The 16,519-nt window shown below is 62.5% G+C and carries 15 protein-coding genes; 9 read left to right on the top strand and 6 right to left on the bottom strand.

The features are described from left to right. Positions 1 to 6: 6 nt before the first annotated feature. Positions 7 to 528 carry a type II toxin-antitoxin system VapC family toxin gene (locus tag GNK13_RS16035; RefSeq protein ID WP_164103570.1) on the bottom strand — a complete coding sequence of 174 codons (522 nt, stop codon included), beginning with the start codon at positions 526 to 528 and terminating at the stop codon, positions 7 to 9. Further along, positions 525 to 1,283, bottom strand: a complete 759-nt coding sequence (locus GNK13_RS16030) for a hypothetical protein (RefSeq protein WP_164103569.1) — start codon at positions 1,281 to 1,283, stop codon at positions 525 to 527. Before GNK13_RS16030 ends, GNK13_RS16035 begins: the two co-directional genes overlap by 4 nt. 593 nt (positions 1,284 to 1,876) lie before the next feature. Between GNK13_RS16030 and GNK13_RS16025 the strand changes: the two genes are divergently transcribed. Next, on the top strand, positions 1,877 to 2,431 hold the full coding sequence (locus GNK13_RS16025) for a hypothetical protein (RefSeq protein ID WP_164103568.1): 555 nt from the start codon (positions 1,877 to 1,879) through the stop codon (positions 2,429 to 2,431). A 488-nt stretch (positions 2,432 to 2,919) separates the two neighbouring features. Here the strand turns inward: GNK13_RS16025 and GNK13_RS16020 are convergent, their stop codons facing one another. Both GNK13_RS16020 and GNK13_RS16015 read right to left on the bottom strand, forming a co-directional pair. Continuing rightward, positions 2,920 to 3,210 carry a DUF3140 domain-containing protein gene (locus tag GNK13_RS16020; protein ID WP_261345427.1) on the bottom strand — a complete coding sequence of 97 codons (291 nt, stop codon included), beginning with the start codon at positions 3,208 to 3,210 and terminating at the stop codon, positions 2,920 to 2,922. A gap of 46 nt (positions 3,211 to 3,256) precedes the next feature. Beyond that, on the bottom strand, positions 3,257 to 3,475 hold the full coding sequence (locus GNK13_RS16015; protein ID WP_164103567.1) for a hypervirulence associated TUDOR domain-containing protein: 219 nt from the start codon (positions 3,473 to 3,475) through the stop codon (positions 3,257 to 3,259). Positions 3,476 to 4,062: 587 nt separating this feature from the next. Here GNK13_RS16015 and GNK13_RS16010 point away from each other — a divergent pair. From GNK13_RS16010 to GNK13_RS15985, 6 genes are all read left to right on the top strand, one after another. Beyond that, positions 4,063 to 4,488 carry a hypothetical protein gene (locus tag GNK13_RS16010; protein WP_164103566.1) on the top strand — a complete coding sequence of 142 codons (426 nt, stop codon included), beginning with the start codon at positions 4,063 to 4,065 and terminating at the stop codon, positions 4,486 to 4,488. After that, positions 4,488 to 4,955 (top strand): hypothetical protein, encoded by a 468-nt coding sequence (locus GNK13_RS16005; RefSeq protein ID WP_164103565.1) that lies wholly within the window; start codon positions 4,488 to 4,490, stop codon positions 4,953 to 4,955. Before GNK13_RS16010 ends, GNK13_RS16005 begins: the two co-directional genes overlap by 1 nt. A gap of 2 nt (positions 4,956 to 4,957) precedes the next feature. Continuing rightward, the gene (locus GNK13_RS16000; RefSeq protein ID WP_164103564.1) at positions 4,958 to 5,380 is read left to right on the top strand and encodes a TolC family protein; all 423 of its coding nucleotides are present in this window, start codon (positions 4,958 to 4,960) and stop codon (positions 5,378 to 5,380) included. 503 nt (positions 5,381 to 5,883) lie between these two features. Continuing rightward, the gene (locus tag GNK13_RS15995) at positions 5,884 to 7,386 is read left to right on the top strand and encodes a copper oxidase (protein WP_164103563.1); all 1,503 of its coding nucleotides are present in this window, start codon (positions 5,884 to 5,886) and stop codon (positions 7,384 to 7,386) included. Between the two features lie 425 nt (positions 7,387 to 7,811). Next, entirely contained in the window at positions 7,812 to 8,726 is a 915-nt protein-coding gene (locus GNK13_RS15990; protein ID WP_164103562.1) for a halocarboxylic acid dehydrogenase DehI family protein, read from the top strand. 14 nt (positions 8,727 to 8,740) lie between these two features. Then, positions 8,741 to 9,601: an alpha/beta fold hydrolase gene (locus GNK13_RS15985; RefSeq protein WP_164103561.1), complete on the top strand. Its 861-nt coding sequence runs from the start codon at positions 8,741 to 8,743 to the stop codon at positions 9,599 to 9,601. On the opposite strand, the gene GNK13_RS15980 is transcribed toward GNK13_RS15985, so the two are convergent. Continuing rightward, positions 9,581 to 11,134: a mercuric reductase gene (locus tag GNK13_RS15980; protein ID WP_164103560.1), complete on the bottom strand. Its 1,554-nt coding sequence runs from the start codon at positions 11,132 to 11,134 to the stop codon at positions 9,581 to 9,583. The two genes, GNK13_RS15985 and GNK13_RS15980, sit on opposite strands and share 21 nt — an antisense overlap. A gap of 207 nt (positions 11,135 to 11,341) precedes the next feature. Further along, positions 11,342 to 11,767 (bottom strand): OsmC family protein, encoded by a 426-nt coding sequence (locus GNK13_RS15975; protein ID WP_164103559.1) that lies wholly within the window; start codon positions 11,765 to 11,767, stop codon positions 11,342 to 11,344. A 113-nt stretch (positions 11,768 to 11,880) separates the two neighbouring features. Between GNK13_RS15975 and GNK13_RS15970 the strand changes: the two genes are divergently transcribed. Both GNK13_RS15970 and hemG read left to right on the top strand, forming a co-directional pair. Then, positions 11,881 to 15,021: a PVC-type heme-binding CxxCH protein gene (locus GNK13_RS15970; protein ID WP_164103558.1), complete on the top strand. Its 3,141-nt coding sequence runs from the start codon at positions 11,881 to 11,883 to the stop codon at positions 15,019 to 15,021. 5 nt (positions 15,022 to 15,026) lie between these two features. Beyond that, a complete protein-coding gene (hemG, locus tag GNK13_RS15965; RefSeq protein WP_164103557.1) occupies positions 15,027 to 16,478 on the top strand; it encodes a protoporphyrinogen oxidase in 1,452 nt (483 codons plus the stop codon). Positions 16,479 to 16,519 lie beyond the last annotated feature (41 nt).

Below are 16,519 nucleotides of genomic sequence, written 5' to 3'. Positions count from 1 at the left end.
GGAGGATCACGGCTTAAAAAAATCGTCCAGATCGGTTTGCCGCGGTGATGGCGGCAGCATCGACGACTGCGGCGCATCGACGAACTGAACGAGGTCTTGAACCGCAATTCTCCCACGCGCTATCGTAGACATCTCGCGGGTGTTGTAGGTCAATATGCAGTGGCACTTATGAACAATCGCCCACGCAAGAATCATCGCATCGAACTTAATCGCGACTCTCCCCCCGAAATGCTCCTCACGGTTCGTCCTAGAGGATTTGACGAGCAGTGCAGCTTCGCTGGCCGCCAAAGCGTCGAAGGGCAATATTTGAAAGTTCTTCCTAAGCGTCTTGACTTCATTCTCCCGCCTGCCCGTGTCGGAATCGACTAAATACTCGGACATAACGGGCGTGGGGATCGCCATTTCGGCTCGCTCCACACTCATCCGCATTAGGGCATTTCTTGCATATTGGACCATTTCGTCCTGACCAGGCGACGCAGCGCCACGGACCCCCCAGATCAGCACATTCGTGTCGAGGCAGATTTTCACTCTTGCCTCATCGCTTTCGCGTAGCGGTCCGGATCCACCGTGTCCCAGCGTCCTCCTGAGGCTGCAGCGAGTTCTGCAAATGCCGTCAAGGGATCCGCGGGCTCATACTCACCAATCTCCCGGATCAGGAATCCCACCAGCATTCTGTTTCTTGTATCCCACTCGGCTCGCCCGCTCAGTTCAATGGTCGTCTTTAGCTTTGCGCCGAGCTTCTTCGCAACGGTTTCATTCAAAACACGAGCTTTAACCTTGCCGCCGGAAACATGAATCGTGGCGGCTAGATTGTCGACGTCGACCGACCGCAAATTGGCATACAGAGTCGTTTCCTCCCTATAGACGTCCTGAACCCCGTGTTTGAAGTTGCGCGGAATCGCTGGAAAATACACGCCAAGCCCCCGAGCGCCCACCGAAAGATTCCAAGCTCGCTTCGCCATCAGCCCTGCGAGTTCTTCAATGGCTTTGGTGCACTGTTCCGGTAACTTGGCGAGATCCTCAACAGCAATTAGGTGATGAAGCCGCTCGACGACGGAAGCACGCGATGGGGAAGTCCGAAGCACGAGCGACGCGCTCTTGTCCTCTATTTGTACAAGATAGAGCTCATCGTGCACGCCTTTATCCCAGGCATTCGAGGCGATTCGAACGGCACGTTCGTACAACTGCACCGCGCGAAGCAGATCACGGAGTGGCACAGTGTCTGGATGCACGTTGTCTCCTTCGATCCTAAAATCGAGCTCGACATTCTCCAGATCATCCATGGCGAACCTCTCGTTCTGGGGACCGGCACCGACGTCGCGCTCGGTGCAGTTCTGACGGCGTCGGTAGTGGATCCCGCGGCTGCCTGCAACACCGGTTCGCAATCAACTGGCGACGCTTCGGTACCGTGTGTACTTTCGTTCCTCTATCATAGCTGCGCGGCGAGGCCGAGATCAAAAGCGACAACGGGCCACCACATCGAGCCCTTCAGGGGGCCCTCCCCACGGCTAGCAGGTCGGCTTGGGCGGCTGGGTCGAGGGTCCGGAACAGGTTTAGCAGTTCGGCCTCGATGGCTGCTGATGGGCCCACCGGCAGGCCCACGGGGGCGGCGGATTCGGGTTTCGCTAACGTTGGCGTTTGCGAGTGAGATACCGTTCGGGTGCACAGAGGCAAAACCGTGTAGAAGGGAAGCGAGCGGTCTCGCAATCGTTGTCTGTGCTCCGCGCGCTCATAGGAAGCTGCCGAGCAGGCGATGGGATGCCAGAGACACTGCTGAGCGGTGCGCCCCCCCCGAATGGCGATTACTGGTACCCGCGCGTCAATCTGAACTTCACCCAGACCGTGAGGCAGAGATGTACCAGGGGAGCCAAAACAATTGAAGATCCAGACGTTCCACTGGGACGCGGTTCTGACCGGTGCCGGTACCATAACGCTGCCCTCGGCGGTGCAGGTGCTTGCCGTGTGGCCGTCGCCGGTCGATGCGGATGATTGCTTTGCGGAGGCTGGTTTCGCGGAGTTCGCCGATAGCGACGACGCGTGGGACTCGGACTGGCGGGAGGTTGTGTCGACTGCCATCGATTTCCTGACGCGGTTCGGTGAACCGCGGATCCGGCGGCCGATCGTTCCGGTCACGGCGAACGGCCTCTGGCAGCGCGTCGTGAAGAGACGGCCGAAGCACAGTGAGATCGCGTTGTCGCTCGTCGACCAGGTGATCTTGAGCACCGAGCACGATCGCTTTCCGCCGGCCGTTGTCGACTTCGGCGAAGAGCCGTCCGTGACGCTCGCGGCGGGCGATGGCCACCCGATGCTGTGGATCTTCTCGGGCCCGAACGCCGGATTCTCAGTCCGCGACCTGCTGAGCCAGATTCGCCCCCAGCGCCCCCACAGCCAGCGGCGGCTCGATTGGTCGGTGCTCCGTCCGCCGCGGTGAGCAAGCAGCGGGCAATTTCGGACGCAGAGTGGTGCCTGCTGCCATGCCTCCAGCCGTTCGGCTAGGGCGTCGACTTCCACGTAGGGTTTAGCCAGCGATGAGTCGGTCTCTGGCTGTGATGCAGCGAGGGTCGCCTCCACCGACGCCACGAAACCCTATAACTCCTAACCTATGATGTACGCGAGCTAATACTTGCAAGGTTTTGGCCGGTGTGCGCACACTCTGGGCTTGCTTTTGGTGACCCACTGTGGCTACCTCGGGGTTTCGTGCGACGCTGGTTTCTTTATAGAGAATGCTCAGAGGCATTGAAATTAGCAGTGGGCTTCTTCGCATTAGAAGTCCGTTGCTCTATCCAGCTGAGCTATGGGCGCTTTCTATCAAGAAAACTGGCGTCGACAAGCCCTGGCCGCCTCGGCATGCCTAAACATGGTAGAGTTCGTGAGTGACCGCTAACACGGGAGCGAAAGGCGACGATGACGGGGCGGGGGTTATTCGCCGTGGAGTGGGTCGTGTCCCCAGTTCATCAGCGAGTAACGCCAAGGCGTCTCAGTGACGTCCCCGTTGGGCCGCTGGGCGGTGTGCCGTTTAATGTAACCCGTGACTTTGTTCATGTGCTCGTAGTCGGAATCGGTCAAATCGGCTTTCTTTGTACGCTTGATCTTCACAATGCGTCGACCCGACTGATGACCGGTCGACTCACCGGAGTCTGAGTCACCTACGGCCTGGGACTGCTCGGTCTGGAGCCAATTTTCCAGTTCCTTCGGAGCCATATTCGTCAGGTCGTTGAATTCCTGTTAGACCTTTTGTTGTTCGGATGAATTCATATCAGGAGTCTTTCTGTAATTCGCTGTGAAGTTTAAGAACGTTGTTACTGTCCTCGACCTCGACGTAGTACGCCGGATTATCCTCGGAGCCGTGACGGGTAATCTCCTCACCGCCAATCTTTCGCGTCACCTTGTGCGTGAATGCGGTTTTGACTTTGCCATGACCGTAGCCAGTACCCCATTTCCATTTCACCGCTTGCCCCTCATGGAATGGATTCATCGCTGCATCCTCCCTAGAAATGCTTCAGACAGGTCTCGAAAAACAACATTCGCAGTTCATGCTCCCCGGACTGCACTCCTCTACGAGTGATTGTGCCTGCGCTGACCGGAATCCGTAGCCGGTGTTCCGTTGTGCTCTCGGCACGCCCGGCCGCGTACGGTCCGTCGATGCGGTAGCCTCGGTACACTTCCCTCAGGGGTGCATCAACTTCCGCGCCAACTTCGCTGATTTCGATTCTGGCTGTTGCTTCTTACGCCATGGATTTTCGTCTCGCGCAAGGTGCCCGAGAGCGGGAGGTTGCAATCGTCAGCTGAATGAACGAGAAGCCTCGCGGCATGCTGTATCGATTGTACGGTCTGCAGTGATTCCAATGAATCGGGTTGAGTGTCTTGACCGGAAACGGTGCGGGGCGCCGAGCGAGGCGGCCCGAAAGACTCCTTTAGATCCCAGGCCCGCCAAAAGAGCGGGGCCGGTGCATGCAATCGGTCCGCACCCAATCACTCCCGCACCCAAGCAGGCGGAACATAAGACTGGATCGATCCCGCATGGCGAAAAGGAGTTCGGACGTGGTGTATCGCATTGTTACTTTGCGTAGCCGTTTCAAAGCGACGCGACTTTTCGGAGCAATCCTCGTCGGCGCCGCGCTCGGCGGAGTGCCAACGGGCGCTTCGGCCGATGAGACCGATTCGGTTGCCGCGCTTCCGGCGGAGCACCTGCCGCCACCGCCGCAGAAGATGCTTCCGCCGCGCGATTGCCTGCTGTGTCCAGGCCCTGCCCCGGCGGCTCCCTGCTTCGCTACCCACCGCGGCTTCCTCTACTACGGCAGCTACCCGTGGGATGACGATCCGGCCAATGGTTTCGATGACTGCCCGGGAGGCCGCTGCGGACGTCCAGGAGCGGCGGTGTCGCTGTGGTGGATCGGGATCCACAACCCCAAGGCAGCAGGCTCTCGCCACCACGCCGCTCACCATAGCCACCATCACAGCTCCGCTCCGGTCGAAGGAGCCCGCTGATGAAGCGTCTGTTCTGTTACACCAGTGCATTGGTCAGTCTGGCGATTGCAGGCTGTGCGTCGCCCTCAACTCGGCAAACGGGGCTCACCGAACCCTCGGCGGTGCCGGCGGGCCCCCATCCCCTGGCCGAGGCGATTGCAAAGCAGAGAAGTTCGGCCGCCCCAACTCCCGAGCCAGCCCCAACTCCCGAGCCAGCCCCAACTCCCGAGTCAGCCCCTGCATCCGCGTCCACCACAGCGGTCGCGACGGTCACCTTTCAGGACGAGGCGGCTCCCAGCCCGCCCCGGCGGCAGTTGCTCGACGAGCCGGCGATCACACCCGAGCGACCTTACTCGTCGGCCGAACCGCAAGCCCCAGTTGAGAGCGGGAACGTCTATTTGCCAGCTCCCGCGATCCCGCCGGCGCCGAGCGTCGCCTGGGAGCCCTCAGCGATGACGTTTGACGGCCAGCCGCCGCAGCGGGAGTGATGATGGAGGTGCCGGTTTTCGACTGGAACCAAGGGACCATTCGCCAAGCCGAGGCGGATTACTCGCGGCAAGTCGGAGAGTTGCGGCGGACCGAGTTGGTTCTGCGGCAGCAGCTCGCGCAGCAGTATCGCAACTATCTCACCGCGGTTCAGCAGGTCCGCAACTATGAGCAGGTGATTTTGCCCGAAGCCAAGTTGGCGTACGACCTGCGGCTGCAAAGCTATGAGGAAGATCGAGCTCCCTGGACCGATGTCCTGCAAGCTGAGCAAGACTACTTCACGCACCGTGTCGAATATATCCGCACCTTGATTATTTGGCGGGAGAGCGAGGTCAGCATCATGGGCTTTCTGCTGCATGGGGGGCTGTCGGATCCGCCCGACCCGACGCCGCCGGGGCATATCGACGCCGTCCCGCAGCCACGCTGAGGCGGCTCGAGCGGCACCGCAACCCGCCGAGGGGGGAAGTTCGATCTCGAGCTATCCCCCCTCGCTGCGTTGAAGCGTTGCGCCATTGTCGCTACCGCTAGCCGGCCAAGTCGATGCCGCACGGAAGCGGGATGGACCTCGGTCTAGAATGGCCGGTAGCGATTGAGTCCAGAGATTGCATCCGCCGCTGGGCGCTAGATCGGATCAACCGCCACACGCTCGGCTCTGTCCCCCTGAGCCGACGGCGCTAGCCGCGGGTTCTGCAGCGGAAATGCCGGGGGCTCGCGGGGGCCCGAGGCTAGCGCCTACGGCTCTGTCAGAAAACCCTGAGCCGACGGCGCTAGCCGCGGGTTCTGCAGCGGAAATGCCGGGGGCTCGCGGGGGCCCGAGGCTAGCGCCTACGGCTCAAGAGGTCGATTTCGCCGGATTTTCTGACAGAGCCCAGCCCGGTGGCGGCGGATGAATAGTCCCCGCTAGATGTCACCCACCTGAGAGAGGTTTCGATGACCGACGACAACGGCCGACGGGAGTTTTTGCGTCGCGGAGCCGTGGCGGCCGCTGCGGGTATCGTCGGGGGAGGATCCGCCGCAGCACCCGGCCAGGATCCGCCCGCCGCCGAGACTCCCCCCGCTGCAGATGCAAGGGCCGGCGACGCGCGGCCGAGCGGTGCGGAGGCGACAGCCGCAGAGTCGAGCGAACGGCTGCCCGAGAAGTTCCAAGAGTACTCGCGGTATCGCCCCAGCTATGGGGGACCGCCCGAGAGCGACACCTATATGGGCAAGCTGGTGCCGGGGCTGCGTGCTTCCGGCCTTCCTCCGGTCCGCGTGGAAGCGCCCGACCTGGGCAAACTGCCGTGGAAGATGGTCGACGGCGCTAAAGAGTTTCACATCTACTGCGAACATGTCCGTCGCGAGCTGTTGCCTGGCAACTGGATGGACTTTTTTGGCTACAACGGCAGCATGCCAGGGCCGACGATCGAGGTTCAGCAGGGGGACCGCGTGCGGTTCGTGGTTCACAATCAGCTGCCCGAGCCGACCACGATTCACTGGCACGGTCTAGAATTACCGGTCGAGGAGGATGGTGTCCCGGGGCTGACGCAAAAGCCCATCGCGCCCGGGGAAACGTATGTCTATGAATACGACCTGCACCAAGCGGGCACGTTCTTCTATCACTCGCACATGCCGATGCAGGAAGCTTTCGGGATGGTGGGATTTTTCATCATTCATCCCGCGGTGGCTTATGACCCACCGGTCGACCGCGACTTCTTGCTCCTTTTTCAGAACTTTCGGATCGACCCAAATCAGACGATCCCCAATTCGATGGCCATGGAATGGAGTTGGCACACGATCAACGGCCGCAGTGGTCCCTACACCACCCCGATGGTTTGCCGGCACGGCGAGCGGGTGCGGATTCGGATTCTCGACTTCAGCCCGATGCAGCATCACCCCATCCATATTCACGGGCATACGTTTTGGAAAACGGGACATGAGGGAGCACGGATTCCAAAATCCGCGTGGATTCCACGCAACACCGAATTGATCGCTGTGTCGCAAGCAACGGACTTTGAGTTCATCGCCTTCAATCCGGGCGACTGGATCATGCACTGCCACATGGTTCACCACATGATGAACCACATGGTTAAACAGGTGGGACCACGGATTCGCGAAGACGTCGATGTGACCCAATACCGAGGCAACCTCGACTCGCGTCCGCAGGTCAAATTCCCGCATACCGATCCCGGATTCGAAGTCCCCGGCTACCCGCAAATGATGCAAGGCCAGGAGATGAGTCCGGCCGAGATGCAAAAGATCAACAATCGCCGCGAGACCCGCGGGATGCGGCCGATGTGGCACATGGGGGTCAAGGGCCTGATGACCGTGGTGCGGGTCCTACCAGACGACCTCTACGATCTGGTGATGCACAGCGACGAGGAACTGCAGCCTGGACAGGTGTTTGAGGAGATCAAACGCCGCCGCGGCAAACCCGAAGGCAAAGAGCAAGCGTAGCTGGAGCACAAATCCCTCGTGTCTCCTATTGCGTCGCCCGAGCCACACGCCAAATGGCAGGTCACACGCCAAATGGCATTGGGGCGCGTGTGGGATCCCTCGGCGTGCAGTCGGGTACCGCGATCAGCCGTCCCCGCCCAATGCCTCCTCGGCCTGCGGCAGCATGACCGAGCCGGACAGGGACCGGGCCGGGCGGGGACCGAGCCGGGCGGGGACCGAGCCGGGCAGGAGCCCCGACGGTGGCGCATCAGTTGCAAGGTCAGGTGCAAGGTCAGTTGCAGGAGGAGTTGGCGGTCCTGTTCCGCCGAGCCGCGGTGCCGGCCGGACAGCCGTAACGCCCCAGCAGCAGTAGCTAGGGGGACCGCACCGGCTCGAAGGGCGGCGCGCTTGCGACAAAGCCCAAGAGATCCCTGGAGGTATCCGCAATGTTCGGTTTCGAAAAGCCTTCTCCGGTCGCGGAACACGAGGCGGAGGGCGAGATCGAGAGGGTGTATCACGAGATCCGGCAAACGCTGCGGGTCACCGGGGTCAACCTGATCTTTCGCCACTGGGCGAGCCACAAGGGTTTGCTGCCGGTGATTTGGGATGCGATGCGGCTGAACGCGGAGACGCAGATCTTCGAGCACGCCGCCGACCAATTGCGAACCGAAGCGGTGCGGGCCATCGGTTCCCTCGGACGACTCGGGGCGACGTCGGAAATTGCTTTGGGGGATAGCCAGCAATATCAGATCCGCGCGGCGCTGACGATGTACCATTACATCAATCCCAAACTCCTGCTGTTCGCGGCCGCTGTGCGACTGGGATTGGAGGGCAATGCCAATACTCATGCTCCTCCTGCATCGGCGATCGGAACCGTCGAATTGGGGTTCCCGCCACGGATGTATGCGATGGAGATGGAGGATCCCGAGCCTGACGACGAACGACTGAGGAAGATTTTTGCCGACATCCAGCAAACGCTGAAGCTTGAGTCGATTAACAGCGATTACCGGACGCTCGCGCTGTGGCCTGATTACTTGGCCGCCGTATGGAAGCAACTGAAGCCGGTTGTGCAGCGTCCAGAATACGACGCGGCGACGAGCCTGCTGCGCGAATCGGCGCGGACTCTCGCCGCCGCGCTGCCTTTCCCAGTGCACCTCAGCCGTGACTCCGTGGAGAGCAGCGGGGGAAGCTTCGACAAAGCCGTCGAGAGCACCGAAGCGTTCGAAATGTTGCTCCCGGGCCTGATCCTGAACGTGACGTTCTGTTTGCAGGACTGGCACGACGGCGAGACCCTCGCCCGCTCTCCCTTCCCAGCCCCAACTCGGGCGGGCGGCTCGCAACAAACCCCTCGTAACCGTTAGTGAGGAGGCGGAAGATGCACTGGCGAGAATTTCAATCGCTGCAACGAGTGACCGAGCTCGGCGATCGATTCATCAGCTATGTCGACCAAGGTCAGGGCCCGCCGGTGGTTTTTCTGCACGGCATCCCTACCTGGGGATATCTGTGGCACGGCATGCTGCCCGCGCTCTCCACCGAGTGCCGCACCCTGATCCTCGATCTTCCCGGATTCGGGTACTCGGACAAGCGAGATTGCTTCGACCGCTCGATCGCCCGCCAAGCGGAAATGGTCGACGGCTGGATGGAGCAGATTGGAGTCGAAAGAGCCGCGGTGGTGGCGCACGACATCGGTGGCGGAGTGGCGCTGCGACTGGCAACGCTCTTCCCGCACCGGGTCGAGCGGCTGTGCTTGCTCAACGCAGTCTGCTACGACTCCTGGCCGATCGAAGCGATGCTGCAGTTCGGACATCCGGAGACCTACCACAAGGTTTCCGCGTCGGCCGCCGTCACGCTGTTGCGGCAGGCGCTCAAGCAAGGATTCTCCCACAAACTCTCGGAGGAAGTCCTCGAGGGGCTGCTTTCCCCCTGCCGCACGGAAGTCGGCAAGGTGTCGATGATTCGCAACGCCGCCGCCCTCAACACGAATCTGACCACCGAACTAACGCATTTGCTACCGAGAATCGAGGTCCCGACGCAAATTCTCTGGGGCGAGGACGATACGTTCCAGTTGGTGAAGTACGGTCAACGGCTGGAAAGTGATATTCCCGACGCGCGACTCGTCCGCATCTCCGACGCTCGGCACTTTGTGATGTTCGATCAACCCGATGAAGTGAACGAACACCTGCGAGCTTTCCTCGCGGTGGCTTCCACCGGTCCGCTAGCGGCGCCACTGCAGTAGCTTCTTAAGCGCCCGGGCGACGCGGGGAGTGAGCCGGGTTCGATTATAGGCGTCGGCCGCTTTCTTGATCACCTCAGACTCGGTTGGGTAGGGGTGAATGGTATCGGCGAGGGTGCTGAGACCGGCGCCAGCGACCATTGCGAGCGTGAGTGCTGAAATCGTTTCGCCGGCATGTGGCGATACGAGCGTCGCTCCCAGGATTTCATCCTTACCCTTTCGCGTGTGGATTTTAAGGAATCCGTCACCGACACCCTCGAGGACAGCCCGATCTACCTGAGAGAGCTCGACGGTGAAGCTGTCGAGCGGAATATTTTGCTTCTCTGCCTCGTGCGGATAGAGGCCGACGTGGGCCAGTTCAGGGTCGGTATAAGTGCACCAGGGGATCGTCAGCGTGCTAACGCGTCTCCGGCCGAAAAAGAGGGCATTTTGGATGACGATCCGGGCCATTGCATCGGCGGCGTGGGTAAACTTCAAGCGCGAGCAGACATCGCCGGCGGCATAGATCCGTCGGTTGGTGGTTTGCAAAAAATCGTCAACGCGAACACCCTCCTTCCCAGTCTCGACTCCGGCGGCCTCCAGAGCGAGACCGTCGATATTGGGAGTCCGCCCGGTGCTGACCAAGATCTCATCGACGATCAGCTCATAGTGCTCCCCATGCGAATCGACCTTGAGCCGTTTTCCCTCGCTGGTGCGTTCGGCTCGAAGGTGTTTTCCACAGCATCGCACCTGGACGCCGTCACGGAGCATCGATCGACGAACAATCTCCGCGGCTTGCGAGTCTTCGCGTGGGAGGATGCCGTGCGTCGATTCGATGAGGGTGACCTCACTGCCGAACCGCGCGAAGACCTGCGCCAGCTCGCAGCCGATGGGGCCGGCCCCGATCACGGCCAGCCGGCGAGGAAGTTCGGTGAGACTGAAGATGGTTTCGTTCGTCAGGTACTGGGTTTCCTCGAGCCCGGGGACCGACGGAGCAGCGGGATGGCTGCCGGTGGCGATGCAGGCGCGGGCAAACCTCAACTCTTCTCGACCGACAGCGACGGTGTCGGGGCCCAAAAACCTCGCCTCGCCAAGAAACACGTCGACGCCGAGCTCACGAAAGCGGGCAGCCGAATCGTGCGGACTCAGGTCGGCCCGAAGCCGCCGCATTCGCTCCATGACCGCCGGAAAGTCGACGCGGACCCCGGCTGGGACTCGGACCCCGTACGGCTCGGCATTGCGAACGTCGGCGGCGACGCGAGCGGAGCGAATGAGGGCTTTGGATGGCACACAGCCCACATTGAGGCAATCGCCGCCGAGCAACTGCCGCTCGACCAGCGCGACCTTCGCTCCGAGGCCTGCAGCGCCGGCGGCGGCCACAAGCCCGGCGGTGCCCGCCCCAATGACGACCAAGTTGTAGCGTCCCTGCGGCGTCGGATTCTGCCACTCGAGCGGATGGACGTTGTCGCGCAATCGCTGGTTGTGCACCTCGAGAGGCTCGAGCGCAGGTAGGGAGCGGGGGACTGCGGTGTTCCCAGCAGGGGCATTCGAGCTCATCGGTTTCGCTACGGTGAATTGTCGCAATCGTGTCCGGCATCTTTTGGACAATGCGGGCGTTCAAGTGCGGCAAGCCACAGACGCCGGTGCATTGAAAAAGCAGTCGCCTGCGGCTTGCCGTTAAACGATCATCCTCGCGAACGTTCTGCTCGAGTTGGAGTATGGCGTGATGGCTGAGATCGTGCGGATTCTGTTCCCCACGGCCACTCACCCGATCAGCTTTGCGTCCATCTGAATCTCGGCGCGGAGCACTTTGGAGACCGGACAGCCCTGCTTAGCTTGGTCGGCCGCTTTGGCAAACGCGTTGGCGTCCATTCCGGGGACTTTGGCCGAGACGTCCAAGTGGATTGTCGTGATCGCAAATCCGGCGTCGACCTTCTCCAAACTCACGGTCGCCTTGGTCTCGATCTGCTCCGGGGTATGGCCTGCCTCTCCGAGGATTTTGGAGAGGGCCATGGAAAAACAGCCGGCATGGGCGGCGCCGATCAGCTCCTCCGGGTTGGTCCCTTTGCCGCTCTCAAACCGCGTCCCGAACGAGTACTGGCTGCTGGAGAGCACACCGCTTTCGGTGGAGATCGAGCCGCTGCCTTGCTTGAGGTCACCCTGCCAACGGGCGGTCGCCGAACGCTTCATGGTTGTTCCTTTCGCGTGAAAAAATCTCCGTCGCGGCATCCATTCGAACGTCGCGGGTTATCGTTATCATTGGCGGCAGACAAGACATGCTCAGTTCGCGGAGGTTTTTGCAGGTGGTCATTTCGGAACGATCGGGAGTCCGCGGACGGCGGAGACAGTCGTCATGGTCGAGGTCCGCGGCCAGCCGCAAATCGGCCCTGGGGTTGCTCGCGGCTGCGGTGATGGGGATGGCGCTGCCGCTGGCTTTGCTCGATCAGCGGCACTCTGCCGCCGAGTCTGAGCCGGCGCTGACCGCCGAGGACCTGCGGACGCCTCCCACCGAACCCGAGCAAGCGGTCGCGACGTTCGAAGTCCTCGACGGCTTCCGCATGGAGCTGCTGGCGGCCGAACCGCTGGTCGCCGATCCGGTGGCGATGGTCTATGACGAGAACGGTCGGGCGTACGTGTTGGAGATGCGGGATTATCCGCACGCGGTCAAAGAGGACGACGAACCGTTCACCGAGCAAACCGATCAGCCGCCGCTTGGACGCGTGCGATTGCTGGAGGATACCGATGGCGACGGCGTGTTTGACGAAAGCCACATCTTCGCCGACGAGCTTTCCTGGCCCGCGGGCTTGGCCTGCTGGAAGGGAGGCATCTATGTCGGAGCGACGCCCGATATCTGGTATCTAAAAGACACCGATGGGGACCGTCGTGCCGACGTTCGCGAGCGCGTCTTCACCGGGTTTCGCAAATTTAATGTGCAAGCGGTGATGAACAATCTGCAGTGGGGATTGGATCATCGCATCTATGGAGCCGCCTCGGGTAATGGCGGCACGGTCTCGTCGGTGGAAGAGGAGTCGAGGGAAGGGCAGTCGGTTGAAAATTTAAGAATCTCGCGCCGCGACTTCCGCTTCGAACCGGGCACCCGTGAAATCGAAATCACCTCGGGCGGAGCTCGGTTCGGTCACTCGATCGACAACTGGGGGAACCGCTTTCTTTGCAATATTCGCAATCCGTGCCAGCACGTGGTGTTGCCCGATCGTTATCTAAGCCGCAATCGCTATTTGGCAGTTCCGAGCGCCATCGCCGATGCCGCTCCTTCGGGCGACCAGTTGCCGGTGTACCGCATCAGCCCGCCCGAAAAGTGGCGAGTGCTGAGCGCGCGAATTCGTCTGGCCGAGCGGGCCGAGCATTTGCCTCGCGACACATTCGTCTCGAACCTCGTGACCTCCTCGAGCGGCGTGACGGTCTATCGCGGCGGGGCCTATCCCGAGCCGTACCGCGGCAACGCGTTCACCGGTGAAGTCGCCAGCAACTTGCTGTACCGCCAGACGCTGACTCCCGTGGGACCGACGTTTCGCGCCGAGCGGCCCGACGCGCGAACCGAGTTCGTGCGTTCGCGGGACAACTGGTTCCGGCCGGTCAACTTTGCCAACGCTCCCGACGGTACGCTGCACATCCTGGACATGTACCGCGAGGTGATCGAGCATCCATGGTCGGTGCCTGAAGAGTTGTGGAAGCTGATCGACTTCCGCAGCGGCAGCGACCGCGGGCGGATCTATCGCTTGGCCCCGCCCGGGTTCACCCCTCCCGCACCACCGCGGCTCGGCGAGGCGACGACCGAAGAACTTGTCAGCCATCTCGCTTCGCCCCATGGTTGGTATCGCGATACCGCGCATCGTCTGTTGTACGAGCGGCAGGACCGGTCGGCAGCGGCGGCCCTGCGGCAACTGCTGCGGGAGAGCGATTCGGAGCTGGCTCGGCTGCACGCCCTGTGGTCGCTCGAAGGCCTCGACAGCCTTGAGCCGGCCGACGTGCTCCTCGGGTTGTCCGACGCTTCGAGCGGCGTTCGCGAGCATGCAGTGCGGCTGGCCGAGCCGCGACTCAACCCAAAGCCAGCCAACGCGGAAACGAAATCGACCGCCGCGGAGTTGCTCGATCGGATCCTGCAGTTGGCCGAAGATCCCGACCCACGAGTCCGTTTCCAAGTCGCCTTTACCCTCGGAGAGACGGACGATCCGCGGCGGCTTGCGGCGCTTGCCAAGATTGCGGTTCGCGATGTCGCCGATCCCTGGACGCGGCCCGCGGTGCTCAGCTCGATTGCCGGCGAGGCCGACGCGCTGCTCGGTTTGTTGCTTGAACAGAAAGCGGTGACCGCTGCGGAGGCGGGCTGGGAGTGGCTGTACGAGCTGGCGATGCTCGTCGGGGCGGAGAACGATCGCGAGGCGGCCACGCAAGTTCTCGCCTGGGCGACCGAAGCCGACCAGGGTCCGCAGCTGGCGATCGTCTCGGGGCTCGGCGATGGACTGCGGCGAGCCAAGCAGAGTTTGGGCGCCCTGGCCGAGGAGTCGGCCGAAGCACGCGAGGTGGTCGCCCGAATCATCGAACGTTCGATCGAGACCGCTGGCGACGAGCAACAGCCGGTGGAAGTCCGCGTGCAAGCGATCGAGCTGCTCAGCCACGGTCAACTCGAGCAACTCGGCCCCACCCTGCTGAGCTTGCTCGATGCCCGTCAGCCTCACGAAGTTCAGCTGGCGGCGGTCCAGACGCTGGGGCACTTTTCGGATGCCGAGCTCCCTTCGCTGCTGCTCGGCTCGTGGCGATCGTTCACGCCTCCGGTGCGGGATCGGTTGGTCGAGACGTTCATGTCGCGGCCCAACTGGACTCCGGACCTGCTCACGGCACTCGAGAGCGGGCGGGTCTCGCCGGGGCAGCTGACGCCGATGCAGCGGTATCGTTTGCTCGAGCGATCGCCGGAGGAAATCAAACAGCGGTCGGCAAAAATCTTTGCCGACTCGGTGCTCGGCGGTCGTCGCGAGGTGATCGAAAAATATCGTCCGTCGCTGTCGCTTGCGGCCGATCGCGAGCGGGGGCGAGCGGTCTTCCAGCGGGTCTGCGCGGCCTGCCATCGGTTCGAGGACAGCGGTTTTGACATCGGTCCACCGTTGGCGCTCGTCGCCCACCGTGCTCCGGAGAACGTGCTGGTCAATCTGCTCGATCCCAACCGCGAAGTGGCCCCGGACTATCTGGAGTACCTCGTGCTGACCGACGACGGCCGCACGATCACCGGGATCGTCGTCGCGGAAACCGCCGCCTCGATCACGCTGCGACAACCCCAGGGCGTCGAGGAAACGGTGCTGCGGGAGAACATCGAGCGGATGGTCAGCAGCGGTAAATCGATCATGCCCGAGGGGCTTGAGGAAATGATCGACCCGCAACAGATGGCCGACCTGCTCGCCTACCTGCTCGAGTCGCAGAGTGGCAGTCGGTGAACAGTGTGAGGCCTTCCCTGCGGTTGGCGGTGATCGGTGGCGGGCTGTCGGGACTGGCAGCCGCCTACTACCTGCACCGCGCGGTGCCCGAAGCGGAGCTCCTGGTCCTCGAAGCGGAGGACCACACCGGCGGGGTGATCGCGACGGAACGCCGCGACGGGTGGTTGATCGAGCACGGTGCCGACTGCTTCTCGACGAATCCCCCCGACGCCCTGCAGTTGTGCCGCGATCTCGGCGTCGAGGGGGATCTGATCGAGCCCGAGCCGCGAGGGCGGCGGGCGATGATCAGTCGTGGCAAGCGGCTGGTCCCCGTCCCCGAGGGCTTCGTGCTGATGCGGCCGACGCGGATGGGAGCCGTGTTGCGAACGCCGCTGCTCTCCTGGAGGGGCAAATGCCGGCTTTTGGGAGAACGGTTCGTCAAACCGCGGCGAGACGACGCGGACGAAAGTCTGGCTTCGTTCGTCCGCCGGCGGTTTGGCCGCGAAGTCTTGGATCGCTTGGTCCAGCCGTTGGTGGCTGGGATCTACACCGCCGATGCCGAGCAGCTGAGCATGCAGGCGACGATGCCTCAGTTCGTGAAGATGGAGCGCGAGCATGGGAGCTTGATCGCCGCCACGCTCGCTTCACGCCGCGACGAGGCAGCGTCGCTTGAGCGAGCGAGCAGCGGAGCGCGGTACGGCCAATTTCGCGTGTTTCCCGAGGGGATGGGGCGGTTGTTCGAGGAGCTCATGGGCTCGCTGCCGCCGGAAGCCATTCAATTCAACGCACCCCTCAAATCACTGGCCCGCGAGAGCGATGGCCGTTGGCGACTGCGGATCGAGGGCCGCGACGAGCTCATGGTCGATGGGGTGCTGTTGGCGGTCTCCGCGCCGGTCGCCGCATCGCTGCTCGACGCCTCGGGATCCCGTTCCGCCGACGGAGCACCGCTCGCGCGAATCGCGGCCGATGAGTTAGCGGCGATTCCGTATGCAAGCAGTGCCGTCGTCGTACTTGGTGTGGAGACGTCAAAGATTGCTCGCCTTCCCGACGCCTTTGGGTTCGTGGTGCCGGCGGTCGACCGACGGCGGATCTTGGCCGGTAGTTTTGCTAGCCATAAGTTTCCCGGCCGGACGCCGCCGGGGCGGACGCTGATCCGGGTCTTCATCGGCGGGGCACTGCAGCCGGAACTGCTCGAGCAGGACGATGCGCGGTTGATCGAGATCGCTCGCGAGGAGTTGGGCGAGCTGGTGGGCCTGAGCGGAGAGCCGGAGCTGAGTATCGTCCGCCGCTGGACTCGAGCGATGCCGCAGTACCACGTCGGCCACCGGCAGCGGGTGGAGCGGATCGAAGCGGAGCTCGAGAAGCTGCCGGGACTTGAGATCGCTGGCAACGCTCTGCACGGGGTCGGGATCGCCCCGGTCGTCGGCACCGCCCGCCGCGCCGCCGAACGTTTGGTCGCCGCCGTAGCACGCGGCTGACCTTTACTCGGATTTGCCGGCGTCTGTAGGATGCCCTCCGT

Source organism: Candidatus Laterigemmans baculatus (assembly GCF_010367455.1).
GTDB classification, from domain to species: Bacteria; Planctomycetota; Planctomycetia; order Pirellulales; family Pirellulaceae; genus Laterigemmans; species Laterigemmans baculatus.
Note: the sequence above shows the minus strand (reverse complement) of the source record. Positions and strands in the feature narration are given on the sequence as shown.